This is a genomic window from Caldimonas hydrothermalis, from assembly GCF_056746695.1.
The window spans coordinates 188,877-212,070 of the sequence record NZ_JBWQXA010000003.1 but is presented as its reverse complement, the minus strand read 5'-3'; the positions used below and the strand labels follow the sequence as shown (position 1 = coordinate 212,070).

The 23,194-nt window shown below is 68.5% G+C and carries 23 protein-coding genes, 1 tRNA gene and 1 riboswitch; of the genes, 13 read left to right on the top strand and 11 right to left on the bottom strand.

Going from position 1 to position 23,194, the window contains the following annotated elements; all coding sequences use genetic code 11:
- The first annotated feature begins 21 nt into the window (after positions 1-21).
- Entirely contained in the window at positions 22-1,956 is a 1,935-nt protein-coding gene (gene mnmC / locus AC1ECW_RS06160; RefSeq protein ID WP_481201445.1) for a bifunctional tRNA (5-methylaminomethyl-2-thiouridine)(34)-methyltransferase MnmC2/FAD-dependent 5-carboxymethylaminomethyl-2-thiouridine(34) oxidoreductase MnmC1, read from the top strand.
- Here mnmC and AC1ECW_RS06155 read toward each other — a convergent pair whose 3' ends face one another.
- From AC1ECW_RS06155 to AC1ECW_RS06130, 6 genes are read right to left on the bottom strand one after another with little or no spacing between them, the layout of a single operon-like run.
- Positions 1,957-2,331: a hypothetical protein gene (locus tag AC1ECW_RS06155; protein ID WP_481201444.1), complete on the bottom strand. Its 375-nt coding sequence runs from the start codon at positions 2,329-2,331 to the stop codon at positions 1,957-1,959.
- 56 nt (positions 2,332-2,387) lie between these two features.
- A complete protein-coding gene (locus tag AC1ECW_RS06150) occupies positions 2,388-3,842 on the bottom strand; it encodes a DNA recombination protein RmuC (RefSeq protein WP_481201443.1) in 1,455 nt (484 codons plus the stop codon).
- A gap of 12 nt (positions 3,843-3,854) precedes the next feature.
- A complete protein-coding gene (locus AC1ECW_RS06145; protein WP_409702627.1) occupies positions 3,855-4,889 on the bottom strand; it encodes a 2-hydroxyacid dehydrogenase in 1,035 nt (344 codons plus the stop codon).
- A gap of 47 nt (positions 4,890-4,936) precedes the next feature.
- The gene (locus AC1ECW_RS06140; RefSeq protein ID WP_409702625.1) at positions 4,937-5,638 is read right to left on the bottom strand and encodes a nitroreductase; all 702 of its coding nucleotides are present in this window, start codon (positions 5,636-5,638) and stop codon (positions 4,937-4,939) included.
- On the bottom strand, positions 5,635-6,066 hold the full coding sequence (locus AC1ECW_RS06135; RefSeq protein ID WP_409702623.1) for an acyl-CoA thioesterase: 432 nt from the start codon (positions 6,064-6,066) through the stop codon (positions 5,635-5,637). Before AC1ECW_RS06135 ends, AC1ECW_RS06140 begins: the two co-directional genes overlap by 4 nt.
- Positions 6,047-7,024 carry a histone deacetylase family protein gene (locus tag AC1ECW_RS06130; RefSeq protein ID WP_481201442.1) on the bottom strand — a complete coding sequence of 326 codons (978 nt, stop codon included), beginning with the start codon at positions 7,022-7,024 and terminating at the stop codon, positions 6,047-6,049. The genes AC1ECW_RS06135 and AC1ECW_RS06130 overlap by 20 nt, the downstream gene beginning before the upstream one ends.
- Before the next feature lie 237 nt (positions 7,025-7,261).
- Between AC1ECW_RS06130 and phaP the strand changes: the two genes are divergently transcribed.
- Positions 7,262-7,813 carry a TIGR01841 family phasin gene (gene phaP, locus AC1ECW_RS06125; protein ID WP_409702631.1) on the top strand — a complete coding sequence of 184 codons (552 nt, stop codon included), beginning with the start codon at positions 7,262-7,264 and terminating at the stop codon, positions 7,811-7,813.
- 161 nt (positions 7,814-7,974) lie between these two features.
- On the opposite strand, the gene AC1ECW_RS06120 is transcribed toward phaP, so the two are convergent.
- The gene (locus tag AC1ECW_RS06120; protein WP_481201441.1) at positions 7,975-8,922 is read right to left on the bottom strand and encodes a patatin-like phospholipase family protein; all 948 of its coding nucleotides are present in this window, start codon (positions 8,920-8,922) and stop codon (positions 7,975-7,977) included.
- A 185-nt stretch (positions 8,923-9,107) separates the two neighbouring features.
- On the opposite strand from AC1ECW_RS06120, the gene AC1ECW_RS06115 reads away from it, so the two are divergent.
- From AC1ECW_RS06115 to AC1ECW_RS06065, 11 genes are all read left to right on the top strand, one after another.
- On the top strand, positions 9,108-9,875 hold the full coding sequence (locus tag AC1ECW_RS06115) for a sulfite exporter TauE/SafE family protein (RefSeq protein ID WP_481201440.1): 768 nt from the start codon (positions 9,108-9,110) through the stop codon (positions 9,873-9,875).
- Between the two features lie 20 nt (positions 9,876-9,895).
- A complete protein-coding gene (locus AC1ECW_RS06110; RefSeq protein WP_481201439.1) occupies positions 9,896-11,611 on the top strand; it encodes a nitrite/sulfite reductase in 1,716 nt (571 codons plus the stop codon).
- Positions 11,612-11,625: 14 nt separating this feature from the next.
- Complete coding sequence (locus AC1ECW_RS06105) at positions 11,626-12,123, top strand: DUF934 domain-containing protein (RefSeq protein ID WP_481201438.1); 498 nt, start codon at positions 11,626-11,628, stop codon at positions 12,121-12,123.
- Positions 12,120-12,872, top strand: a complete 753-nt coding sequence (locus tag AC1ECW_RS06100) for a phosphoadenylyl-sulfate reductase (RefSeq protein WP_409702611.1) — start codon at positions 12,120-12,122, stop codon at positions 12,870-12,872. The genes AC1ECW_RS06105 and AC1ECW_RS06100 overlap by 4 nt, the downstream gene beginning before the upstream one ends.
- Positions 12,869-13,828 carry a sulfate adenylyltransferase subunit CysD gene (cysD, locus tag AC1ECW_RS06095; RefSeq protein ID WP_409702609.1) on the top strand — a complete coding sequence of 320 codons (960 nt, stop codon included), beginning with the start codon at positions 12,869-12,871 and terminating at the stop codon, positions 13,826-13,828. Before AC1ECW_RS06100 ends, cysD begins: the two co-directional genes overlap by 4 nt.
- Positions 13,828-15,120: a sulfate adenylyltransferase subunit 1 gene (locus AC1ECW_RS06090; RefSeq protein WP_409702607.1), complete on the top strand. Its 1,293-nt coding sequence runs from the start codon at positions 13,828-13,830 to the stop codon at positions 15,118-15,120. The genes cysD and AC1ECW_RS06090 overlap by 1 nt, the downstream gene beginning before the upstream one ends.
- Positions 15,121-15,134: 14 nt before the next feature.
- A complete protein-coding gene (gene cobA / locus AC1ECW_RS06085; RefSeq protein WP_481201437.1) occupies positions 15,135-15,923 on the top strand; it encodes a uroporphyrinogen-III C-methyltransferase in 789 nt (262 codons plus the stop codon).
- 87 nt (positions 15,924-16,010) lie between these two features.
- Positions 16,011-16,334: a ferredoxin FdxA gene (gene fdxA, locus AC1ECW_RS06080; protein WP_409702604.1), complete on the top strand. Its 324-nt coding sequence runs from the start codon at positions 16,011-16,013 to the stop codon at positions 16,332-16,334.
- Between the two features lie 9 nt (positions 16,335-16,343).
- Positions 16,344-17,417: an NAD(P)/FAD-dependent oxidoreductase gene (locus AC1ECW_RS06075; RefSeq protein WP_409702602.1), complete on the top strand. Its 1,074-nt coding sequence runs from the start codon at positions 16,344-16,346 to the stop codon at positions 17,415-17,417.
- Between the two features lie 53 nt (positions 17,418-17,470).
- Positions 17,471-17,571, top strand: a riboswitch (TPP riboswitch).
- Positions 17,572-17,636: 65 nt separating this feature from the next.
- Positions 17,637-19,805, top strand: a complete 2,169-nt coding sequence (locus AC1ECW_RS06070; protein WP_481201436.1) for a TonB-dependent siderophore receptor — start codon at positions 17,637-17,639, stop codon at positions 19,803-19,805.
- 36 nt (positions 19,806-19,841) lie between these two features.
- Positions 19,842-19,917 (top strand) — tRNA-Asn (locus AC1ECW_RS06065).
- A gap of 61 nt (positions 19,918-19,978) precedes the next feature.
- On the opposite strand, the gene AC1ECW_RS06060 is transcribed toward AC1ECW_RS06065, so the two are convergent.
- The 4 genes from AC1ECW_RS06060 to ppa form a co-directional block, all read right to left on the bottom strand.
- Entirely contained in the window at positions 19,979-20,374 is a 396-nt protein-coding gene (locus AC1ECW_RS06060; RefSeq protein WP_409702598.1) for a hypothetical protein, read from the bottom strand.
- Between the two features lie 159 nt (positions 20,375-20,533).
- On the bottom strand, positions 20,534-21,442 hold the full coding sequence (locus AC1ECW_RS06055; protein ID WP_409702596.1) for a diguanylate cyclase: 909 nt from the start codon (positions 21,440-21,442) through the stop codon (positions 20,534-20,536).
- A gap of 82 nt (positions 21,443-21,524) precedes the next feature.
- Complete coding sequence (locus tag AC1ECW_RS06050) at positions 21,525-22,316, bottom strand: alpha/beta fold hydrolase (protein ID WP_409702594.1); 792 nt, start codon at positions 22,314-22,316, stop codon at positions 21,525-21,527.
- Positions 22,317-22,515: 199 nt separating this feature from the next.
- A complete protein-coding gene (gene ppa / locus AC1ECW_RS06045) occupies positions 22,516-23,055 on the bottom strand; it encodes an inorganic diphosphatase (RefSeq protein ID WP_409702593.1) in 540 nt (179 codons plus the stop codon).
- Positions 23,056-23,194 lie beyond the last annotated feature (139 nt).

Sequence of the window (23,194 nt, the reverse complement as noted above, 5' to 3'; positions counted from 1 at the left end):
CTTGATACACACTGCGTGCGCATGAACACCCAACCCATCCGGCCCGCCGTCGTCGAGCTCCGTGATGGGGTGCCGTTTGCGCCGGCGTTTGGCGACGTCTATCACGCACGCGCCGGCGCGCTGGCGCAGGCCGCCCACGTGTTCCTGAACGGCAACGGCCTGCCGCGGCGCTGGGCCGGGCGCACCGATTTCACCATCGTGGAGACGGGTTTCGGGCTGGGCAACAACTTCCTTGCCACCTGGGCGGCCTGGCGTGCCGACGCCCAGCGCTGCGAACGCCTGCACTTCATCTCGATCGAGAAACATCCCCTCACCCGCGACGACCTGGCGCGCGTGCTCGCCGGCCATCCGCTGGGCGACCTGGCAGCGCGACTGCTGGCGCAATGGCCGCCGCTCACACCGAACCTGCACCGTCTGGACTTCGAAGACGCTCGGGTGCGGCTCACGCTGGCCTTCGGGGAAGCGGCGGCTCTGCTGCCCGAATTGCGGCTGCGCGCCGATGCCTTCTATCTCGACGGCTTCGCTCCCGATCGCAACCCCGAGATGTGGAGCGAGCGGCTGATGGCCGGACTGGGACGCCTGGCCGCCAGTGGGGCCACCGCAGCCACCTGGAGCGCTGCGCGCGCCGTGCGCGATGGCCTGTCGCTGGCGGGCTTCGAGGTGGAACGTGTGCCAGGCTTCGGCGGCAAACGCGAGATGACGGTGGCGCGATTTGCCCCCCGGCACTCGGCGCCGCCGCCTGCGGCCGACATGCCGACTCCGGTTCGTGACCGTCATGCGGTGGTGCTGGGGGCGGGGCTGGCCGGCGCCAGCGTGGCCCACGCGCTGGCCACCCTGGGCTGGAGTTGCGAACTCATCGACCGCCACCCCCGACCGGCCGAGGGCGCCTCCGGCAATCCCGCAGGGCTCTTCCACGGCATCGTTCTGCCCGATGACGGAGCTCACGCGCGGCTGCACCGTGCCGCCGCGTTGTGCCTGCAGCAGGGGCTGCTGCGGCTGCGCGAGCGCCACCCCTTGGTCGGCGGCTTCGAGGGCCTGCTGCGCGCCGACGACGCACCGGCGGCCTCGATGCAGGCCCTGCTGGCCCGCCAGGGCCTGCCGCCCGACTATGTGCAGGTCCTGGACGCGGCCCAGGCCGAGGCCCGGAGCGGCCTGCCGCTGGGTCGGCCGGCCTGGTTCTTCCCGGGCGGAGGGTGGCTGCGGCCGGCCGACCTGGTGCAGGCCCTGTTGGCCGAGGCGGGTGAGGCCGTGCGCTGGCGCGGCATGCTGGAGATCCGCGCGCTGGAGCATCGGGCCGACGGCTGGACGCTGATCGATGCGGCCGGCCGCGTGGCGGCCCGCGCCGAGGTCGTCGTGCTGGCCAATGCCTTCGAGGCCGCCTCGCTGGTCCCCGGCTTTGCCTGGCCCCTGCAGCGGGTGCGCGGCCAGGTCACCCGACTGCCGGCCACCCTGCCCGGCCTGGTGCTGCCGCGTGTGCCCGTGGCCGCCGGCGGCTATCTGCTGCCCGCGCATGAGGGACTGTCGCTGTGCGGCGCCACCAGTCAGCCCGGCGACGACGACCCCACGGTGCGCGCCAGCGACCACCAGCACAACCTGGCCCGGCTGGCGCGGCTGGGCGTGGCGCCGCCGGCGGCCGATCCGGCCATGCTGGAAGGCCGGGTCGGCTGGCGCGCCGTGACACCCGACCGCCTGCCGCTGATCGGCCCCTTGCCGGACCTGGCCGCGCTGCCCGCCCTTGGCCACCGCGCCGGCCAGCCCCGCCACCTGCCGCGCCTGCCCGGGCTGTACGCCTGCACCGGGCTGGGGTCGCGGGGGATCACCTGGTCGCTGCTGGCCGGAGAAATCACGGCGGCCTGGATCACGGGTCAACCGTGCCCGGTCGAGGGCGGCCTGCGCGATGCGGTGGATGTGGGGCGCTTCCTCAGTCGCGCCGCGAGGCAGCGACGCCGCCCCTGATCACGCGCGGGAGGACGTGGCCGCATCCGGGTCCTGGCGCACGCCACGGGCGACCCAGGCACTGACGAAGCCGCCCACGGCCCAGGCCGTGCCACCGCTGGCCGTACCGCGGCCTTCGGCCGGCGGCACCCTGCGCGCCCACCACAGCGTGGCCAGCCGCAACACGGTCAGAAAGGCAAAGGCCGCGCGGAAGCCGGCCAGATCGATCAGCGCGCCCGACACGAACGGGCCGATGAAGTTGGACACCGCCGGCCCGATGGCCAACCAACTGAACACGCGCCGCAGCGCATCGCTGCCCTGCACCGAGCGGCCCGCCGTGCGCTGGATGGCCACCAGCGCAAAGCAGGTGCCCCCGCCGGTGAGCCAGGCCGCCACGCACAGCGAGAATCAGGGGCACCAGGAGATGGCGCGCAGGGCCCGGGCCCATGGAGCTATGCGCGATCCTCCGGGCTGTCATCGGGCAGCAGGCCGGCAACCTGGGCCTCGGGCAGCGCCTCCACGGTCTTGAGCGCCCGGCTCATCTGCCGCGTGCGGGTCTCGGCCTTGTCCAGGGTGTTGAGCACCGTCTGGGTCTGGTCCTTCACCCGGGCCAACACCTCCCCGAACTTGCCGAACTCGGTCTTGACGGCCCCCAGCACCTTCCAGACCTCGGACGAGCGCTTCTCCAGCGCCAGGGTGCGAAAGCCCATCTGCAGGCTGTTGAGCATGGCCAGCAGGGTGGTGGGCCCGGCCAGGATGACGCGGTGATCCCGCTGCAGCGCCTCGGTGAGGCCCGGGCGGCGCAGCAACTCGGCGTACAAGCCCTCGGTGGGCACGAACAGCACGCCGAAGTCGGTGGTGTGGGGGGGCGCCAGGTACTTGGCCGCGATGCTGCGCGCCTCGTCGCGGATGCGCTGCTCCAGGGCCTTGGCCGCGGCCTCGGCGGCCTCACGGTCGGCATCGTCCTGCGCGGCCAGCAATCGCTCGTAATCCTCCCGCGGGAACTTGGCATCCAGCGGCAGCCACACCGGCGCGCCGTCGTCGCCCTTGCCCGGCAGTCGGATCGCGAACTCCACCCGCTCGCGGCTGCCCGGCACCGTGGCCACGTTGGTCTCGTACTGCTCGGGGGTGAACACCTGCTCCAGCAAGGCGGCGAGCTGGGTCTCGCCGAACACGCCGCGAGTCTTCACATTGGTCAGCACCCGTTTGAGGTCACCCACCCCCTGGGCCAAAGACTGCATCTCGCCCAAGCCGCGGTGCACCTGCTCCAGGCGTTCGGCCACCTGCCTGAAGCTCTCGCCCAGACGCTGCTCCAGCGTGGCATGCAGCTTCTCGTCCACCGTCTGGCGCATCTGCTCGAGCTTTTTCTCGTTGTCGGCCGCCAGCGCCGCCAGACGGGTCTCCACCGTTTGGCGCACCTCGGCCAGGCGGCGCTCATTGGACTCGGACAGGGCGCGCAACTGCTCGTTCAAGCCCTCGGCAAAGCGCCGCAGGGCCAGGTCCTGCGCCTCGCGGGCCGACTGGGCCTGGGCCGTGAGTGCCGCCCCCGTCGAGCGCAGACTGTCGGCGACGAGCTGCTGCAACGTCGCCAGTTGCGTGCGGAAGCTGTCGATCTGCTCGTTCTGGGTGCGCGCCACGTCGCCCTGCTGGGTCAGCAAGGTCTGCTGGAACAGTGCCAGCGTGCCGCCGAGTTCCTGGCGTGTGCCCTGGGCGCTGCGGCTCAGTTCGTCACGCAGCTCCCGCTCCAGGCGCGACAGCGCCTCAGCCTGCAGCCGCGTGTGCGCCAGCAGGTCCTCCCGACTGGCTGCCGGCTCGCGCCCGCCACCGAACATCCGCCAGGCCAGAACGATCAGCACCACGAGATTGACCACGCCCAACGCGGCCAGCCACCACAGGTTCGATTCCATGCGCCGATTGTGTCAGTCCCGCATCACTCCGCGCTCGAGCACTTCCGGGTTCACCGGCGTGGGCGGGCGGCCCGCATCCGGCCCGCAGCCCAGCGCGGCGATCAGGTTGTCCACCGCCAGGCTCGCCATGGCCCGGCGCGTGGCCACCGAGGCGCTGGCGATGTGGGGCGTCAACACGACATTGGGCACCTGCAGCAGGTGCGGATGCACATGGGGCTCGCCCTCGAACACGTCCAGACCGGCCGCCGCGATCCGTCCGTCGCGCAGCGCCTGGGCGAGGGCCGCATCGTCCACCACACCGCCCCGGGCGATGTTGGTCAGCGTGGCCGTGCGCTTCATCTGCGCCAGCTCGGCCGCCCCGATCGCATGGTGGGAACTGGGGGAATACGGCACGACGATCACGAGATGGTCCGCCTCGCGCAGCAGCGTGGCCTTGTCGACATAGCGTGCACCGCATTGCGCCTCGGTCGCTTCGGGCAGGCGGGAGCGGTTGTGGTAAATCACCTTCATGCCGAAGCCGTGCGCGCCGCGCCGCGCGATGGCCTGGCCGATGCGCCCCATCCCCAGGATGCCCAGCGTGGCACCGTGCACATCGGGCCCGACGAACATGTCGTAGCGCCATTTCGTCCATCGGCCGGCGCGAAGGTAATGCTCCGACTCGGCGATGCGACGCGCGGCAGCCATCATCAGCGCAAAACCGAAGTCGGCCGTGGTCTCGGTCAGCACGTCCGGCGTGTTGGTGACGACGATGCCGCGCGCCGTGCAGGCCGCCACATCGATGTTGTTGTAGCCCACGGCCATGTTGCACACCGCCTTGAGCTGCGGGTGGGCCGCCAGCAAGGCTTCATCGATGCGCTCGCTGCCGGTGGCGATCAGTCCGGCCTTGCCTTGCAGGGCCCGGCTCAGGGACTCGGGGCTCCACAGCTCGTCTTCGGGATTGTCCTGGACCTCGAAGTACACCCTCAGGCGGTCGATGATGTCGGGAAAGGTGGCGCGCGCCACGAGCACCTTGTGCACGGCGGTCTCCTGGGTGATGGGAGCGGCCATTGTAGAAAGGCCCCCAACGACACCCGCTGAGCAGAAGCTGAATGCCGTCAACCGTGAAAGCGGGTGAATTCGTGCACCGGCGCGCGCTCGGTGACCAGCCGGTTCTCGACCGCCTGCGGATCGGCATACCCCAGCGACATGCCGCACACCAGCATCTCCTGCGGCGACGCGCCGAGATGATCCATCACGATGCGATGGAACGGGGTGAAGGCGGCCTGCGGACACGTGTCCAGCCCGCGGGCGCGCGCTGCGATCATCAGGTTCTGCAGGAACATGCCGTAGTCCAGCCAGCTGCCCTGCTGCATCACCCGGTCGATGGTGAACATCAGGCCCACCGGTGCGCCGAAGAACTCGTAGTTGCGCCCGTGCTGTTCGTGCATGCGCTGCTTGTCGCTCTTGGCGATGCCCAGCAGACCGTAGAGATCCCAGCCCACCTTGCGGCGCCGCTCGATGTAGGGCGACACCCACTGGCTCGGATAGTAGGCGTACTCCGGCTGATGCAGCTCGGCCTGCGCCGGGTCGTCGTGGGCCGCGCGCAGGCGCTCGACGAGTCGGCGCAACGATGCCCCGGTGAGCACATGCACCTTCCAAGGCTGGGTATTGGTGCCCGAGGGTGCACGCGCGGCCACGCGCAGGAGATCCTCGATCGTCTCCCGCGGCACCGGTGTGGGCAGGAAGGCCCGGATCGAGCGGCGCGAAGTGATGGCCTCGTCCACACAGGCCATGGCTTGTGGAGTGCCCAGGTTCATCGCAAGCCCTCCAGCGCGGCCCTCAGGCGTGCCGGCAGCGGTACGGACTTGCGCGTGGTGCGGTCCACGTAGACATGCACGAAATGCCCACGCGCCGCCGTGAGCGGCTCGCCCTGCGCAAACAGCCCTACCTCGTAGCGAACACTCGACGACCCCACATGCGCCACGCGCAACCCGGCGTCCACCCTCTGCGGAAACGCCAAAGGGGCAAAGTAGTTGCACTGGGTCTCGACCACCAGGCCGATCACCTCGCCCGCATGGATGTCCAGCGCCCCATTGGCGATGAGATATTCGTTGACCACCGTGTCGAAGTAGCTGTAGTAGACGACGTTGTTGACATGGCCATAGACATCGTTGTCCATCCAGCGCGTGGTGATGGTCAGAAAATGACGATAAGCCTCGCGGGGTTCAGCCTGGGGTCGGCTCATGTCGGGGGTCCTCCTCGGATGGGGCCTGGGCACGCGGCCAACGCCGCCAGTACTCGCAAGCCAATTGCAGGGTGCGCCATTGGATCGCCACGGTCTGCGCGATGTCGTGTCCGTAGCCGCCAGCCATGGTGACAACCACCGGGATGCCCCGCTCGGCGGCGGCCCCCAGCACCCGGGCATCGCGCTCGGCCAACGCCGGCGCCGACACCTTCAGCCGGCCCAGGCGGTCGCCTTCGTGCGGATCAGCACCGGCCAGATAAAAGATCAGGCCCGGGGGGGCGCCCTCATGGGCGGCCCACAAGGCCGCCAGGGCCTGGTCCAGCGCCTCCAGGTAGGGCCCGTCGGTGCAGCCGTCGGGCAGCTCCACGTCGAGGTCGCCGACCTCCTTGCGGAAGGGGAAGTTGCGCGCCCCGTGCAGCGACAAGGTGAAGACGGTCGGGTCGTCGCGGAAGATCGCTGCCGTGCCATTGCCCTGGTGCACGTCCAGGTCGATCACGGCCACGCGCAGCAGGCGTCGGGACTGGCGATGCCATTGCGCCTGCATCAGCCGGGCGGCCACCGCCACATCGTTGAAGACGCAGTAGCCGCTGCCCTTGTCGGCGTAGGCGTGGTGGGTGCCGCCGGCGAGGTTGGCCGCCACCCCCTCCCCCAGCGCCGCACGGGCCGCCGCCACCGTGGCGCCGACCGAGCGGCGGGCACGCTCGGCCATGGCCGGCGACCAGGGAAAGCCAATCTCGCGCTGCGCAGCCGCACTGAGTGTGCCCTGCAGCACGGCCTCGATGTAGGCCGGCGTATGGGCCAGGGCCAGCTCCCCTTCGCTGGCCGCAGGGGCCTCCACCAGCCGCACGGCCGGCAGTTCGGCGGCCACGCGGTCGCGCAGCATCCGGTACTTCGCCATCGGGAAGCGGTGCCCGGGCGGCAGCGGCAGCACATAGCGGTCGGAGTAATAGGCCAGCATGGCAGCGGTGAGTGCGATCGGCGCATTGTGGGACGCCCAGGCCCCGTGGGCTCGTCACGGCGGCGACATATCCCTGCCGGACACTCGGAGTCGCAAGCGGAGCGGGTTTTTCTAGAGCCACCCCCCTAATGTTTGCTGCACCGCAACAAAACTGCTTGTAATGCTCAACGGCTCCCCTATACTTCCGCTCATGTTGCACTGCAACATTCCTGTATCCACCCACCCGAGGAGCCCTCGATCATGATGACCGCCGAGCAACTGGTTGCCGCCCACAAAGCCAACGTCGAGACCCTTTTCGGGCTCACACAGAAAGCCTTCGAAGGCGTCGAAAAGCTCGTCGAGCTGAACCTGCAGGTCGCCAAGGCCTCGCTGGCCGAAGCCGCTGAGCACGCCCAGGCCACCCTGTCCGTCAAGGACGCCCAGGAACTTCTGGCCCTGCAGGCCTCGCTGCTGCAGCCCAGCGCCGAGAAGGCCGCCGCGTACAGCCGCCATGTCTATGACATCGCCTCGAGCACCAATGCCGAAGTGAGCAAGATCGCCGAAGCGCAGATCGCCGATGTCCAGAAGAAGTTCATGGCCGTGGTCGACAACGCTGTCAAGAACGCTCCGGCCGGCACCGAGAATGCCGTGGCCCTGGTAAAGTCGGCCGTGGCGGCCGCCAACAATGCCTTCGAGAGCGTTCACAAGGCCGCCAAGCAGGCGGCGGAAGTGGCCGAAGCCAACATCCAGGCCGTGACCAGCTCAGCCGTCAAGGCGGCCCAGGCCCCCCGCGCCAAGCGCAGCGCCTGACACCATCATTTGCAATCGGGGCTTGAACTTTTCCGGCTCGCCCCGATTCTTAAGAAGGCCGTGCAGCGTGGCTTCACGGTCTCCCTGAAAGGTTGTCTCCTCGGTACCTCCCAAGGTACCTTCAGCCCGGTGGTCCCCCACCGGGCTTTTTTTCTGCGTCCTCAGCCCGGGCGGGTCTTGGCGGCGATGCGCTCGCGGATCTGGGGCAGGGCCGCCAGGGCCGCGTCGCGTCCGGCATCCATCGCCAGCCGGCGGGAGCGGAAATCGGTGCCCGCCAGGCCGTTGAGCGCCGGACGGATCACGACATCGGCCTCGCGCAGCTCGAAGTGATTGATGCTGCGCCCCATGATGGCAAAGGTCTGCAGCAGCATGCGCATGGCATCGCCCACCGCGCCCCCCTGAGGCGGGGAGGAGATGTCCACGGCGATGACGAGGTCGGCCCCCATCTGCCGCGCAAAGCGCACCGGCACCGGCGAGACCAGCCCGCCGTCCACATACTCGCGCTCGCCGATGCGCACCGGCTGAAACACCGCCGGCACGGCACTCGAGGCCCGCACCGCCATGCCGGTATCTCCGCGCCGGAACAACACCGGCTCGCCGGTGGCCAGGTCGGTGGCCACGATGCCCAGCGGCAGTTTCATGCGCTCGATGGTCAGCCCCCCGGTCTGCTGGTTCACGTAGCGCGCCAGGGCCTCGCCCCGGATCACCCCGCGCAGCGGGAAGGACCAATCGGTGATGGCCGTCTCATCCATCGTCTCGGCCAGGGCGCGCAGCTCTGAACGCGATTTGCCCGACGCGTACAGCGCGGCCACCAGGCTGCCGGCCGACGTGCCCACGACCAGGTCGGGCTGAATGCCCTGCTCCTCCAGCACCTGGATCACCCCGATGTGGGCGAACCCCCGGGCCGCCCCACCGCCCAGCGCCAGGCCGATGCGGGGGGGTCGCAGCGGCGGTGGGGGGGCCGGAGCCGGCGCCGGCGGGGGCGCCACCGTCACGGGCGGGGTCGTCTGGCAGGCCGCAAGCGCCAGGGTGGACAGCAACAGGCTGCGCCGGCGCCAACGGTGCAGGCCCAGCCCGGCGGTGGTCAGGAGCGGATCGGTCGCAGACATGGGGCGTGATCTTAGCGGGCCAGCGCCAGACCCTCGCCCCGAAGCAGCCCCACAAATAACAACCGAATATAACTATCAAATGAATTTGTAGTTCTCATTTATATAAGACCTCCCTACAGTTCCTTCATCTGTGCGCGATGCGCGCGCTGCGCTGGCATTGCCACGCGGGTTCCACAGGGAGCGACATGGACTGGATTGCGGTGGTCAGTGGTTTCGGGGTCGGCGTCATCGTCGGCCTGACCGGCGTGGGCGGAGGCTCGCTCATGACCCCGCTGCTGCTGTCAGTTTTCAAGCTCAATCCGGCCGTGGCCATCGGCACCGACCTGTGGTTCGCCGGCCTCACCAAGGTGTCGGGTTCGGTGGCCCACCACCGCCAGGGCAACGTCGACTACCGCATCACCGGCCTGCTGCTGGCCGGCAGCGTGCCCGCCTCGGTCGTGATGATCGGACTGATGCATTACACCGGCGTCACCAAGGGCTGGGCCAGCGCCCTCACCTTCTCGCTGGGCATCGCCTTGCTGCTCACCGCCATCACGGTGGCCTATCGCCAGGCCTGGCACCGCGTGGCCCTGAAGCTGCAGCGCTGGCTGCCCGAGCGCCGCAAGCCGGCGCTCACAGTGGCCGCCGGAGCCGCCTTGGGCGTGCTGGTCTCGCTCAGTTCCATCGGGGCCGGAGCCATCGGCGCCACGCTCATTCTTTTCCTGTATCCGCATATCGAGGCGCGCCGCCTGGTGGGCACCGACATCGCCCATGCCGTGCCGCTCACGCTGGTGGCCGGCATCGGCCATGCCAGTCTGGGCCACGTTGACTGGGCGTTGCTGGGGGCGCTGCTGGTGGGCTCCATCCCAGGCATCTGGATCGGCGCGCGCCTGACCCGCAACCTGCCCGACCGCCTCGTGCGCGGCCTGCTGTGCGCCGCCCTGGTCACCGCCGGCCTCAAGGTCATCCACTGAGTCTTCCCACGAGCCCCGAGATGTATCAATACACCGAGTTCGACCGCCACTTCGTCCGCCAGCGTGCAGCCCAGTTCCGCGACCAGTTGCAGCGGCACCTGGCCGGCCAGCTCGGCGACGAGGAGTTCAAGGCCCTGCGCCTGCAAAACGGCTGGTATCTCCAGCGCCATGCGCCCATGCTGCGCATCGCCATTCCCTACGGCGAAGTCAGCAGCACCCAGTTGCGCACCCTGGCGCGCATCGCACGTGAGTACGACCGCGGCTACGGTCACTTCACCACGCGCCAGAACATCCAGTTCAACTGGATTCCGCTGGCGCGGGCCGCCGACGTGATGGACGAGCTGGCCGCCGTGGACATGCACGGCATCCAGACCTCGGGCAACTGCATCCGCAACATCACGAGCGACGCCTTCGCGGGCATCGCCCCGGACGAGATCGTGGATCCGCGCCCTTACTGCGAAGTGATGCGCCAGTGGTCGACCCTGCACCCTGAGTTCGCCTTCCTGCCGCGCAAGTTCAAGATCGCGGTGAGCGGCGCTGCCGAGGACCGCGCCGCCATCGGCTGGCACGACATCGGGCTGCAACTGTTGCGCGACGCAAACGGCGACGTGGGTTTCAAGGTGCTGGTGGGCGGCGGCATGGGCCGCACCCCCCTCATCGCCACGGTGGTGCGCGAGTTCCTGCCCTGGCAGCAGATCCTCGTCTACCTCGAGGCCATCGTGCGCGTCTACAACCGCTACGGCCGGCGCGACAACCTGTACAAGGCGCGCATCAAGATCCTCGTGAAGGCCGAAGGCCAGAAGTTCATCGATGCGGTCGAGCACGAGTTCCGCCAGATCCTCGAGCGCGACGTCGATGGCGCAGCCCACATCATCCCCCAGGAGGAGCTCGACCGCGTGGCCCAGCACTTCGATGCGCCCCCCGGCGTGCGCTACGACCCCCAGGCCGCCAACGATGCGCTGGCCGCAGCCCCCGCCGACGCCCCGCTGGCCTACCGCCGCTGGCTGGAGCGCAATGTGCATGCCCACCGCTTCCCCGGCTACCGTGCCGTCACGCTCTCGCTCAAGCGTGCCGGCCAGGCGCCTGGCGACGTGACGGACGAGCAGCTCGAACGCGCCGCGGACCTGGCCGAGCGCTACAGCGCCGGCGAGGCCCGCGTCACGCATGACCAGAACCTGGTGCTGCCCTGGGTGCACGAGTCCGAGCTCTATGCCCTGTGGCAGGAGGCCAAGGCCGCCAGCTTTGCCACGCCCAACATCGGCCTGCTCACCGACATGATCGCCTGCCCCGGCGGTGACTTCTGCAGCCTGGCCAACGCGCGCTCGATCCCGATCGCCGAGCAGGTGGCCCAGCGCTACCAGGACCTCGACGAGCTGTATGACATCGGCGACATCGACGTGCACATGAGCGGCTGCATGAACTCCTGCGGCCACCATCACACCGGCCACATCGGCATCCTCGGCGTCGACAAAGACGGCGCCGAGTGGTACCAGATCACCCTGGGGGGCTCGGACGGCTCCACGCACAGCGGACCGGCCATGCCCGGCAAGGTGATCGGCCCCTCGTTCGCCGCCGACGAGGTGGTGGATGTGATCGAGGCCGTGGTCGAGACCTATCGCGAGCAACGCGCGGCCAATGAGCGCTTCATCGACACCGTCAAGCGCGTGGGCCTGGAGCCCTTCAAGAACGCCGCCAATGCAGTGCGCCGCACCACCGGCAAGGCCCTGGCCGCCTGAGGAAGGACACAAAGATGAAGTTCATCCACCCCCACGATGATGCCTGGCAGCGCGCCCCCGAGGACGAGGCCGCGCCCCAGCCTGCCGCGCACCGCCTGCTGAGCTGGGCCCAATGGCAGGCCGTGCGCGCCACCTGGCCGGCCCACCTGCCTGCGGGCGTGCAGATCTCCAACGACACCGATGTCGAGGTGCTCGAAGCCGACCTGCCCCGCCTGGGGCTGGTGGTGCTGCATTTCCCGAAGTGGACTGACGGCCGTGCGTACAGCCAGGCCCGCCTGCTGCGCAGCCGCTATCGCTTTGCCGGCGAAGTGCGAGCCGTCGGCGAGGTGCTCGTCGACATGCTGCCGCTGCTCGACCGCAGCGGTGTCGATGCCGTGCAGTTGCGCGCCGACCAGGACGAGGCCGCCGCTCGCCGGGCGCTCGACTTCTTCAGCGGCTACTACCAGGGCGACGTGCACGACAACCGTCCCTTGTTTGCGCGCCGGGATGTTCGCAAGGAGACCGTGTCATGACGGCCATCGAACTCTACGCCCGCCCCTCGCCGGACTACGCGGCACGCCATGCGCATGCGCTGGCCGTGCTGCAGTCGGCCGCCGCCGAGTTCCGCGGCCGTATCGTGCAGGCCACGAGCCTGGGTGCCGAGGACATGGTGCTCACCGACATGATCGCGCGCCACACCTTCGGTATTGCGATCGGCACGCTGCAGACTGGCGCACTGCACGCCGAGACGCTGGCGCTCATCCCGCGCATCGAGGAGCGCTACGGAGTGCGCGTCGAGATCTATGAGCCCCACCACGACGCTGTGGTGCACTTTGTGCGCAACCATGGCGAGAAGGCCATGTATGAAAGCATCGAGTTGCGCAAGCGCTGCTGCGCCATCCGCAAGCTCGAGCCGCTGTCACGCATGTTGCGCGGCCGGCAGGCCTGGATCACCGGGCTGCGCCGCGAGCAATCGAGCCACCGCGCCGAGGTGCCTTTCCGCGACTTCGACGACCAGCGCCGCGTCAAGCTCAACCCGCTGGCCGACTGGACCTGGAACGACATTTGGCACTACATCGCGACAAACGACGTGCCCTACAACCCGCTGCATGACCGGTTCTACCCCAGCATCGGTTGCGCACCCTGCACACGCGCCATCGCGGTGGGCGAGGACTTCCGCGCCGGCCGCTGGTGGTGGGAGGACGAGAAGGCCAAGGAATGCGGCCTGCACGTCCCCCAGGACACCCCCCCTGCCGTTTCCCTGATCGGAGCCCGCCCGTGAACGCGCCCGCAAGCATCGACCAACTTCTGCCGGAACTCGACCACCGGCACCTCGATTGGCTCGAAGAAGAAGCCATTTTCATCCTGCGTGAGGCCGTGGCCGCCTTCGAACGGCCGGCCCTGCTGTTCTCGGGCGGCAAGGACTCCTGCGTGGTGCTGCGCCTGGCCGAGAAGGCCTTCAAGAACCACCTGGGCAACGGCGTCTTCAAGGGCCGCCTGCCCTTCCCTCTGGTGCATGTGGACACCGGCCACAACTTCCCCGAGGTGATCGAGTTCCGCGACCGCCGCGTGGCGGAAATGGGCGAGCGCCTCGTGGTGGGCCACCTGGAGGATTCGATCCGGCGCGGCACCGTGCGCCTGGCCCATCCGCTGGAGTCGCGCAACGGCCACCAGACCGTGACCCTGCTCGAGACCATCGAGGAGCACCGCTTCGACCTGATGATCGGTGGCGCCCGTCGCGACGAGGAGAAGGCCCGCGCCAAGGAACGCATCTTCAGTCACCGCGACAGCTTCGGCCAGTGGCAACCCAAGGAGCAGCGCCCCGAACTTTGGACGCTGTTCAACACGCGCATCCGTCCGGGCGAGCACATGCGTGCCTTCCCGATCAGCAACTGGACCGAACTCGACGTGTGGCTCTACATCGCCCGCGAGAACATTCCACTGCCCAGCCTGTACTACGCCCACGAGCGCCAGATCGTCCGTCGCAAAGGCCTGCTGGTGCCGGTGACCGAGGTCACCCCGCCCCAGCCCGGCGAGACGGTCGAGACCGTGCAGGTGCGCTTCCGCACCGTGGGGGACATGACCTGCACCTGCCCAGTCGAAAGTCCGGCGGCCAACGCCGTCGAGATCGTCGCCGAAACGCTGAAGGTCACCGTGAGTGAACGCGGCGCCACCCGCATGGACGATCGCACCTCCGAGGCCTCGATGGAACGTCGGAAAAAAGAGGGGTACTTCTGATGACCGCTGCCGTTCACTCTCCACAGATCACGGACCATCGCGCCTTGCGCTTTCTCACCGCCGGCAGCGTCGATGACGGCAAGAGCACGCTGATCGGCCGGCTACTTTACGACAGCCGCGCCATCCTGGCCGACCAGCTCGACACGCTGGAGAAGAAGGCCGCCGGCCAGCCGATCGACCTGTCGTTGCTCACCGACGGCCTGGAGGCCGAGCGCGAGCAGGGCATCACGATCGACGTGGCCTACCGCTACTTCGCCACCAAGCAGCGCAAGTTCATCATCGCCGATGCGCCCGGCCACGAGCAGTACACCCGCAACATGGTGACGGCCGCCGCCGGCAGCGATGCCGCCGTGGTGCTGGTGGACATCACCAAGCTCGACGTGACGGCCCAGCCGGTGGCCTTGCTGCCGCAGACGCGCCGCCACGCCCTGCTGGCCCACCTGCTGCGCGTGCCCAGCATCGTGTTCGCCGTGAACAAGCTCGACGCGGTGAGCGACCCGGCCCAGGCCTACACCGCCGTGCGCAACGCCCTGCTCGACTTCGCCGAGCAAGCCGGCATCCAGGTCGCCGGCATCGTGCCCGTCTCGGCCCTGCGCGGCGACAACGTCACCCAGCCGCTGGATGCCCCCTGGTACGACGGCCCCTCGCTGCTGCAACTGCTCGAAACCCTGCCCACGGTGCAAGAGCGCATCAGCGGCCATCTGCTCGTTCCCGTGCAGTACGTGGCTCGCGAAGGTGAAGGCACCGGCAACCAGCCGCGCACGCTGTGGGGCCGCATCGCCCACGGCCAGGTGAAGGCAGGCGACGCCGTGCAGATCCTTCCCAGCGGCGAGACCGCCGTGGTGGCGCAGGTGCGCCGTGCCGGCAGCGTGGTTGCCTCCTGCGTGGCCGGTGAATCGGCCGGCATCGTGCTCGACCGCCAGCTCGACGTCTCGCGCGGGGACTGGATCGCCACACCCGGCACAGCCCGCACCGCCCAGCGCTTTGCGGCCACGCTGGCCTGGCTCGACACCGAGCCGGCCGTCGTGGGACGCAAGTACTGGGTGCGCCACGGCAACCGCTGGGTACAGGCCCGCATCACGGCCATCGACAGCCGCCTGGACATCCACAGCCTGCAGCCCACCGAGGCGCACGAGCTGGCCGTCAACGAGATCGGCCACGTCACCGTCGAAACGCAGCAGCCCCTGCCGGTCGAACCCTATGCGGACAACCGTGTCGGCGGTGCGCTCATCGTCGTCGATCCGAGCAGCCACCGCACCAGCGGGGCCCTGCTCGTGAAGTCGGTCGGCTGAGGCGCTCACGGACCATGGGCAGGATCGCCTTCATCGGAGCCGGCCCCGGGGCGGCCGACCTGATCACTGTGCGCGGCGCCCGGCTGCTGGCTCAGGCCGACGTCGTGCTGCACGACGCCTTGACCGACCCCGCCCTGCGCGAGCTCGCCCCCCGGGCGCGCTGGATCCATGTGGGCAAGCGCGGCTTTTGCGATTCGACGGGCCAGGCTGCGATCAATGCGTTGCTGGTGCGTCATGCGCGCGAAGTGGATCTGGTGGTCCGGCTCAAGGGCGGCGATCCCAGCGTCTTCGGACGGCTGGAAGAGGAACTCGAAGCCGCCGCGGCCGCAGGCCTGGCCACCGAGGTGGTGCCCGGCGTCACGGCCGCGCTGGCCGCTGCCGCGGCCAGCCAGCGCCCGCTGACGCGCCGCGGCACCGGTCGCAGCGTGAGCCTGACCACGGCCATGACGCGCGCCGGCGATCTGCATGCCAGCCGCAGCGCCGACACCGAGGTCTTCTATATGGCCGGCCGCCAGCTCGGCGCCTTGTCCCGCCGCCTGCGGGAGGCCGGCTGGCCGGACGACACCCCGGCCAGCGTGGTCTCACGCGCCGGCTGGCCCGATGAACTGCACAGCGACCATACCGTGGCCAGCCTGGCCCAGGCCAGCGTACTGCACGCAGGACGCCCGGCCGTGGTCATCGTCGGCTGCGGCGCTCGGCCCGTGTCCGCCGTCCCACGCCGGTTTCACCGTGCTCACGGGGCCGACCCGGCTGACAAGGTGGTTGCCCCCGGTCAAGACATGGGCCCCGGCCCCCGGCCTTAGAATCCCTGCCAATGCCTCCGAGCGGTCGGCTCGCTGCGGTGCTCCGGCCCGGCTCCTGTTTCTTCTCCATTCCTCGAGACTCCCCCTATGACCCACGTCGTGACCGAAGCCTGCATCCGCTGCAAGTACACCGACTGCGTGGACGTGTGCCCGGTGGATTGCTTCCGCGAAGGCCCCAATTTCCTGGCCATCGACCCCGACGAGTGCATCGACTGCGCGGTGTGCATCCCCGAGTGCCCAGTCAATGCCATCTTGCCGGAGGAGGACGTGCCCGGCGACCAGCAGCATTTCATCGCGCTCAACGCCGAGCTGTCCAAGATCTGGCCGAGCATCACCAAGCGCAAGGCGCCCCTGCCCGATGCGGACGAGTGGAAAGACCGCACCGGCAAGCTGTCCGAGCTCAAGCGCTGAGGCCTTGCCATGGACACGCCTGAGAGCACGCCGCCCATCGAGACCGATGCCGTCATCGTCGGCGCCGGCCCGGTGGGCTTGTTCCAGGTGTTCGAACTGGGCCTGCTCGAGGTCAAGGCGCACATCATCGACTCGCTGCCCTATCCCGGCGGCCAGTGCATCGAGCTCTACCCCGACAAGCCCATCTACGACATCCCGGCCGTGCCGGTGTGCACCGGCAAGGAGCTCACCGACAACCTGCTCAAGCAGATCGAGCCCTTCGGTGCCACCTTCCACCTGGGGCAGGAGGTCACCGAGGTCCGGCGCCGCGAGGACGGCCGCTTCGACTTGGCCACCGCCAGGGGCACGCGCTTCATCACCCGGACCGTCTTCATTGCCGGTGGCGTCGGCGCCTTCCAGCCCCGGCTGCTGAAGGTCGACGGCATCGAGAAGCACCACGACCGCCAGGTCTTCTACCGCGTGAAGAACCCGGCCCAGTTCGCCGGCAAGAACCTCGTCATCGTGGGCGGGGGCGACTCCGCCTTGGACTGGACGCTCAACTTCGCCCAGGACGGCCCGAACCGGGCCGAAAGCGTCATCCTCATCCACCGCCGCGACGGCTTCCGCGCAGCGCCCGCGTCGGTCGCGCGCATGAAAGAGCTGTGCGATGCGATGGAAATGCAGTTCGTGATCGGCCAGATCACCGGCATCGAGGAGCAAGGCGAACGGCTCACCGGCGTGAAGGTCACCGGCAGTGACGGTGTGACGCGCGTCGTGCCGCTGGACATGCTGCTCGTCTTCTTCGGCCTGAGCCCCAAACTCGGCCCGATCGCCGAATGGGGCCTGGCGCTGGAGCGCAAGCAGGTCGTGGTCGACACCGAGAAGTTCGAAACCAGCATTCCCGGCATCTTTGCCGTGGGCGATATCAACACCTACCCGGGCAAAAAGAAGCTCATCCTCTCGGGCTTTCACGAGGCTGCACTGGCTGCCTTCGGCGCCGCGCCCTACATCTTCCCGGACAAGCGCATCCACCTGCAGTACACCACCACCAGCCCCAAGTTGCACAAGGTGCTGGGCGTCGAGACCCCGAACTTCGACGACTGACGCGGCCCGCGCGGCTGCGCGATAATCCGCATGGCTGCGCAGCCTGCTGCACAGCCTTCCGCTAGGGGTGTTGGGCCTGCCAGGGCCCGGCTGAGACAGTCCCTTTGAACCTGATTGAGGTAATCCTCGCGCAGGGAAGCGTCCGAATGGCTGGCCCGCCCGCTCCCACGGGCCCCCTCCTTCCGCCGCCGCCCTGCGTCTTGCCAGAAGAGTTCGCAGATGGCCGCCGCAGTACGTCGTTTCTCGCCCTTCATTGCCCCCGCCCTTCGCCCGGTGGCGCTGGCCTGCCTCGCGCTGATGGCGTGTGGAGCCCGGGCGCAGGCCGCCTCCGACGCCTTGCCCGCCATCACCGTCACCGGCCAGGCCCCCACCGCCCGCGCCGAGGTGGGCGGCTTCGGCGCGGTACCGCTGGCGCGCACCCCCCTGTCGGCCACGGTGATTCCCGAAGGCGAGCTTAAAGACCGCGGCGCCACCCGCATGGCCGACGCCGTGAGCCTGGATGCCGCCGTGAGCGACAGCTACAACTCCCAGGGCTACTGGGACTTCCTCTCGGTGCGCGGCTTCGTGCTCGACAACCGCTTCAACTACCGCCGCGATGGCCTGCCCATCAACGCCGAGACCTCCATCCCGTTGGACAACAAGGCCGCGCTCGAAGTGCTCAAGGGCACCAGCGGCATCCAGGCCGGCACCAGCGCACCGGGGGGTTTGGTCAACCTCGTCGTCAAACGCCCCGAAGGCCGCGTGCGCAGCGTGGAACTGGGCTGGCGCAGCCGCCACACCGTGGGCACGGCGGCCGACATCGGCGAGCGCTTCGGCATGGATGAGCGCTTCGGCCTGCGCGTGAATGCCGCCTACGAACACCTCGATTCGCCTCTGCGCAGCGACACCGGCCAGCGGCGCCTGCTGGCCGTGGCCGGCGACTGGCGCCTCACCCCGGCCACCACCATGGAAGCCGAAGTCGAGACCAGCCGCCGCAGCCAGCCCAGCCAGCCCGCCTTCAGCCTGTTGGGCGACACCCTGCCCGCGCCGACCGACCCACGCATCAACCTCAACAACCAGAGCTGGTCGCAACCTGTCGTGATGGACGCCCTCACCGCCTCGCTGCGCGTGCGCCACCGGCTCGATGCCGACTGGCGCCTCACCGCCCACCTGGGCACACAGCGGCTCGAGACGGACGACCGCCTGGCTTTCCCCTACGGTTGCGATGCGCAAGGCCGCTACGACCGCTACTGCAGCGACGGCAGCTTCGATCTCTACGAGTATGTCAGCGACAACGAGCGGCGCCGCACGCACGCGCTCAACCTGTCTGCCGATGGCCGCTTCAAGCTGGGCGGGATGCAACAGACCCTCACGGCTGGCGTGCTGTTCAGCCGCTACAAGGCACGCCTGGAAGATCAGATCTACCGCTGGGCCGGCACCGGCACGATCGACGGGCAGACCCAGGTGCCGCCGTCCGACCGACAGCCCGACCCCAACACGAACCGCACCGAGCGCTCCACCGAGTTCTATGTGCGCGACACGATCGAACTGGCCCCGCGCTGGACGGCCTGGGCAGGCCTTCGCCACACGCGATTGCACCGCAGCACTGAACGCACCAGCGGCGATCCGCAGGCCACCGACTACCGCCAATCCATCACCACGCCCTGGCTGGCTCTGAGCCATGAGTTCAGGCCGCGTCACATGGTCTACGCCAGTTGGGGCCGCGGGGCCGAATCCGAAGTGGTGCCCAACCGGGCCCGCTACACCAACGCCGGGCAGGCCTTGCCCAGTCTGAGGAGCCGGCAGGTGGAACTGGGCTTCAAAGGCCGGTCGGAGGGTCTGCAGTGGGGTGTGGCCTATTTCGACATCAAGCGTCCAGTGGCCTCCGACCTCGGGACCGACTGCTTCGACGACACGGTCGGGGACACCTGCACACGCCGGTTCGACGGCGATGCCCATCACCGTGGCTTGGAAGCCGCCGCTGCCTGGGACTTCGGCCCCTGGCGCCTGAGCGGCAGCGCGATGGGGCTGCACGCCCGCCGCACGGGGGCGGCCGACGCGAGCCTCAACGGCAAACGCCCTGTCAACGTGCCGGCCCACACCGTGAAAGCCGGCGTCGAATACCGCGTCACCGCCCTGCCCGGCCTGCGCCTGGCCGCTGCCATGGTGCACGAGGGCGACCGCATGGTGCTGGCCGACAACAGCGTGCACATCCCGTCCTGGACCCGCTTCGACATCGGCCTGGTGCACCAGCACCGCGTGGCCGGCACGGCCCTCACCTGGCGCGCCGGCATCGACAACCTCACCGACAAGCGCGCGTGGCGCGAATCGCCGCTCCAATACGGCCACGCCTTCCTCTACCCCCTGGCACCGCGCAGCTTCCGGCTGTCTTTGCAGGCGGACTTGTGAGCCCCGAAATTTTCTGGCTATAATTCAAGGCTCTGTTCCCCGATAGCTCAGTCGGTAGAGCGACGGACTGTTAATCCGCAGGTCCCTGGTTCGAGCCCAGGTCGGGGAGCCAAAAAACAGAAAAGCCCTGCACGTGCGTGCAGGGCTTTTGCTTTTGGCTTTGTTTTAGCGCCTCAGGTCGCGGTGCCGGAGGGGCTGCTGCGGCCCAGACGCCTCACCAGCCAGTGGGCTCCCACCGCGAGCGCCAGCAGCGTCAGCATGCCCAGCCCCCATCCGATCCACACGAGCGGGGCGAGCCAGCCGGCCACGGCCCCCACCGCCGGCATGATGGCCTGCCCCGCCTCGATCAGCCACTGGAGCTGTGAACGCAGGAGTTCCAGCCAGGCCGGATCGATCCAGACGCCCAGCCAGGGCGGCAGGGGAGCCTGCAAGACGGCCTGGGCCGCACGGCCGGCCTCGGCCGCGTTGATCGCTTGGACGGACCACTGGACAAGTTCCGCCAACACCCATGCTCCCAAGGTCCACAGTGCGGCAAGCACGGTCCAAGCCGCCCAGATCACGACACGCATCACACCCTCCGTCTCAACAGTCCCCCCTGCCGAAAGGGGACCGGGGACGGTGAGATCTGCTCGTACGCCCGAGGTTCCTGGACTGTTGCGCACCGACAAGCGCATGACGGCATCCGCGGCTCGTGGCCGTCCGCGCCCCTTCACTGGCCAGAGGAGGTTTCAGGCGCAGGCGACGGCATTGCGTCCAGCGGCCTTCGCGCGATAGAGCGCATCGTCTGCGCGCTTGAGGACCTCATACAAATCGTCATTGGGCCCCAGGGCAGCCGCCACGCCGACACTGACCGTCACCGGCAGTTGGCCGGGCTGCGTCCGAAAGACGTCTTCACGCAATCGTTCGGCCACGGCCTTCGCCTGGGCGAGGTCGGCATCGAGCAAAACCATCACGAACTCCTCCCCGCCGTAGCGGATGGCCGCATCGCTTTGGCGGGCATTGCGTTGGAGACAACGTGCGACATCCACCAACACCGCATCGCCTCGATCATGGCCGTGCCTGTCATTGACCGCCTTGAAGTGGTCGATGTCCAACATCAACACGGCAAACGGCCGGCGCGGCAGCGGGCGTGCCGCCACCGTGCGTGCCACACTTTGCAAGCTGCGCCGGTTGCCCAACCCGGTCAGTTCGTCATGGACAGCCAACACAGACAGCGCTTGGTTATCCGCCTGTGTCAAGTGGATTTGCTGTTGCAGCTGCTCATTGAGCAAGCGCAATCGCTCATGGGCATCTCGCAGTTGCTCGGCTTGTTCTTGCGCCCTGCGGCGAGCATCGATGAGGGCTTGCTCGAAATCTTGGCGCTCTTGGGCGCCGAACAGCAGCCAGACGTAATGACCCCACGGCGGCGAACCCAAAGCCTGAGCGCCGACGTAAGCCCCCAGCCGCCGCCCCTGGGGTTGCCAATGCGCGAACACCTCGGTCACGCCCCCGTCGCGCCGCAACGTCGGCCACACATGGGTTTCAAAGAATATCCGGCCGGCCGCCGTGAGCCACTGACTGAATTGAAGCTCTCCTGCGCCTTCGTCGCCTGGGGCCGCCAGCCCGGCCCATTCGGCCAAGCGCTGGTTGTAGCTCAACACCCGACCTTGGCCATCACTCACCCAGCAGGGAGCTGGAATTTCGTCCAGGCCCATCCCTGCTGGTGACGACAGGTTCGATTCAGGTCGACAACACGTCACGCATCGCCTCGATGACCAGATGAGGATGGCTCATGTGGGCGCAATGCCCGGCCACATCGAGCACCTGCAAGCGGCTTTGCGGCAGATGGGCATGCAGGTACTCCCCCACCGACACTGGAGCCAAGGCATCGCGGGCATGCTGCAAAATCAAGCAGGGCGTGGGCACCTTCGGCACATCAGCCCGGTTGTCGGAAAAGAACGTCGCTTCCGCAAAGGTCTTGGCCATCACCGGATCGGTCGAGCAAAAACTCTCGCGCAAGGTGCGGCGCACGGGCTCATGCCCTGCGGCCACCGCCGGCGCCAGCACATCGGCCCAGCCCATGTAGTTGTGCTCCATCAGTTCGAGCAGCTCGACCAAGTCCGACCGCTCGAACCCCCCACTGTAAGGCGGGTCGTTGACGAAACAAGGATTGGGCCCCACCAAGATCAAATGCCGGAACCACTGCGGCCGTTCGATGGCTGCCAGCATGGCGATCGAACAGCTCACCGAGTGGGCCACCACGACCACATCGCGGGTCAATCCGGTGGCTTCGCACACCTCCAGCAGGTCTTGTGCGTAGCCTTGGAGGTGGCGATATCGGTGCGCCGAGAACGCTGCCGGGTCTGAGCGCCCCGAACCGACGTAATCGAACAGCACCTGCCGGTGCTGCCCGCGCCAAGCGGGTGTGATGTCCGCCCACATGTCTTGATGGCAACCAAAACCGTGGGCGTATAGCAGGGCCGGGCCCGGGCCGGGCAGATCGGTGATGTGATTGCGTCGCCAAACATCCATGGTGCCGGCTCCTTCTTCTTGACTGCCGTGGCGATCGCGTCCACCGCCTGGGCTCGCCGTCGCTGCACAGAGCCAGGAACAGCCCGCCAATCTCCGGGATGCTCCTCGGTTATCGGCGGCAGCCGAGGACACTTTAGCGCCGCTTTGCCGTCACTGGAACGGCTGGGGCTGGACGGCCCAAGCCGCCGGCCCAGCGGGGTCACTGGTGTTGCGACTTGGCGTAGTTGGCGATGCCGCTGGCCACCTCGGCCTTGGCCGCCTCGGGCCCGTCCCAGCCCTGCACCTTGACCCACTTGCCCGCTTCGAGATCCTTGTAGTGCTCGAAGAAGTGCTGAATGGCCTTCAGGCGCATCGGGTTGATGTCCTCGGGCTTTTTCCAGTGGTCGTAAATGGGCAGGATCTTGGTGGTGGGCACGGCCAGCAGCTTGGCGTCGCCACCGGCTTCGTCTTCCATCTTCAGCACACCGATGGGGCGGCAGGTCACCACCACGCCGGGCGTGAGCGGAAAGGGCGTGATCACCAGCACGTCCACGGGGTCGCCGTCGTCCGACAGGGTCTGGGGCACGTAGCCGTAGTTGCACGGGTAGTGCATGGCCGTGGTCATGAACCGGTCGACAAAGATGGCGCCGGTTTCCTTGTCGACCTCGTACTTGATCGGGTCGGCGTTCATCGGGATCTCGATGATCACGTTGAACTCTTCAGGCGCCTTGGCGCCGGGGGTCACGTTGTGAAGGCTCATGGCGGGTCGGATGAATCGCGAGGGAAAACCCGGATTCTACCGAGGGCCCTTGCAGCGCCCTGACACCCGGCCACGGTGCGATTGGCGTGGTGTCCGCTGGTAAACACGGGGCGAGCCGTCATTGCGGCACCGCAGGGCT

Bases quoted from the DNA above. Each gene is read 5' to 3' on its own strand.
- AC1ECW_RS06120 (WP_481201441.1), bottom strand. From the start codon at position 8,922: ATGTCTGCGACCGATCCGCTCCTGACCACCGCCGGGCTGGGCCTGCAC.
- AC1ECW_RS06050 (WP_409702594.1), bottom strand. From the start codon at position 22,316: ATGGATGTTTGGCGACGCAATCACATCACCGATCTGCCCGGCCCGGGC.
- fdxA (WP_409702604.1), top strand. From the start codon at position 16,011: ATGACCCACGTCGTGACCGAAGCCTGCATCCGCTGCAAGTACACCGAC.
- AC1ECW_RS06105 (WP_481201438.1), top strand. From the start codon at position 11,626: ATGAAGTTCATCCACCCCCACGATGATGCCTGGCAGCGCGCCCCCGAG.
- ppa (WP_409702593.1), bottom strand. From the start codon at position 23,055: ATGAGCCTTCACAACGTGACCCCCGGCGCCAAGGCGCCTGAAGAGTTC.
- AC1ECW_RS06060 (WP_409702598.1), bottom strand. From the start codon at position 20,374: ATGCGTGTCGTGATCTGGGCGGCTTGGACCGTGCTTGCCGCACTGTGG.
- AC1ECW_RS06110 (WP_481201439.1), top strand. From the start codon at position 9,896: ATGTATCAATACACCGAGTTCGACCGCCACTTCGTCCGCCAGCGTGCA.
- AC1ECW_RS06115 (WP_481201440.1), top strand. From the start codon at position 9,108: ATGGACTGGATTGCGGTGGTCAGTGGTTTCGGGGTCGGCGTCATCGTC.
- mnmC (WP_481201445.1), top strand. From the start codon at position 22: ATGAACACCCAACCCATCCGGCCCGCCGTCGTCGAGCTCCGTGATGGG.
- AC1ECW_RS06070 (WP_481201436.1), top strand. From the start codon at position 17,637: ATGGCCGCCGCAGTACGTCGTTTCTCGCCCTTCATTGCCCCCGCCCTT.
- AC1ECW_RS06140 (WP_409702625.1), bottom strand. From the start codon at position 5,638: ATGAACCTGGGCACTCCACAAGCCATGGCCTGTGTGGACGAGGCCATC.
- AC1ECW_RS06130 (WP_481201442.1), bottom strand. From the start codon at position 7,024: ATGCTGGCCTATTACTCCGACCGCTATGTGCTGCCGCTGCCGCCCGGG.
- AC1ECW_RS06100 (WP_409702611.1), top strand. From the start codon at position 12,120: ATGACGGCCATCGAACTCTACGCCCGCCCCTCGCCGGACTACGCGGCA.
- AC1ECW_RS06090 (WP_409702607.1), top strand. From the start codon at position 13,828: ATGACCGCTGCCGTTCACTCTCCACAGATCACGGACCATCGCGCCTTG.
- AC1ECW_RS06135 (WP_409702623.1), bottom strand. From the start codon at position 6,066: ATGAGCCGACCCCAGGCTGAACCCCGCGAGGCTTATCGTCATTTTCTG.
- AC1ECW_RS06075 (WP_409702602.1), top strand. From the start codon at position 16,344: ATGGACACGCCTGAGAGCACGCCGCCCATCGAGACCGATGCCGTCATC.
- AC1ECW_RS06150 (WP_481201443.1), bottom strand. From the start codon at position 3,842: ATGGAATCGAACCTGTGGTGGCTGGCCGCGTTGGGCGTGGTCAATCTC.
- cobA (WP_481201437.1), top strand. From the start codon at position 15,135: ATGGGCAGGATCGCCTTCATCGGAGCCGGCCCCGGGGCGGCCGACCTG.
- AC1ECW_RS06145 (WP_409702627.1), bottom strand. From the start codon at position 4,889: ATGGCCGCTCCCATCACCCAGGAGACCGCCGTGCACAAGGTGCTCGTG.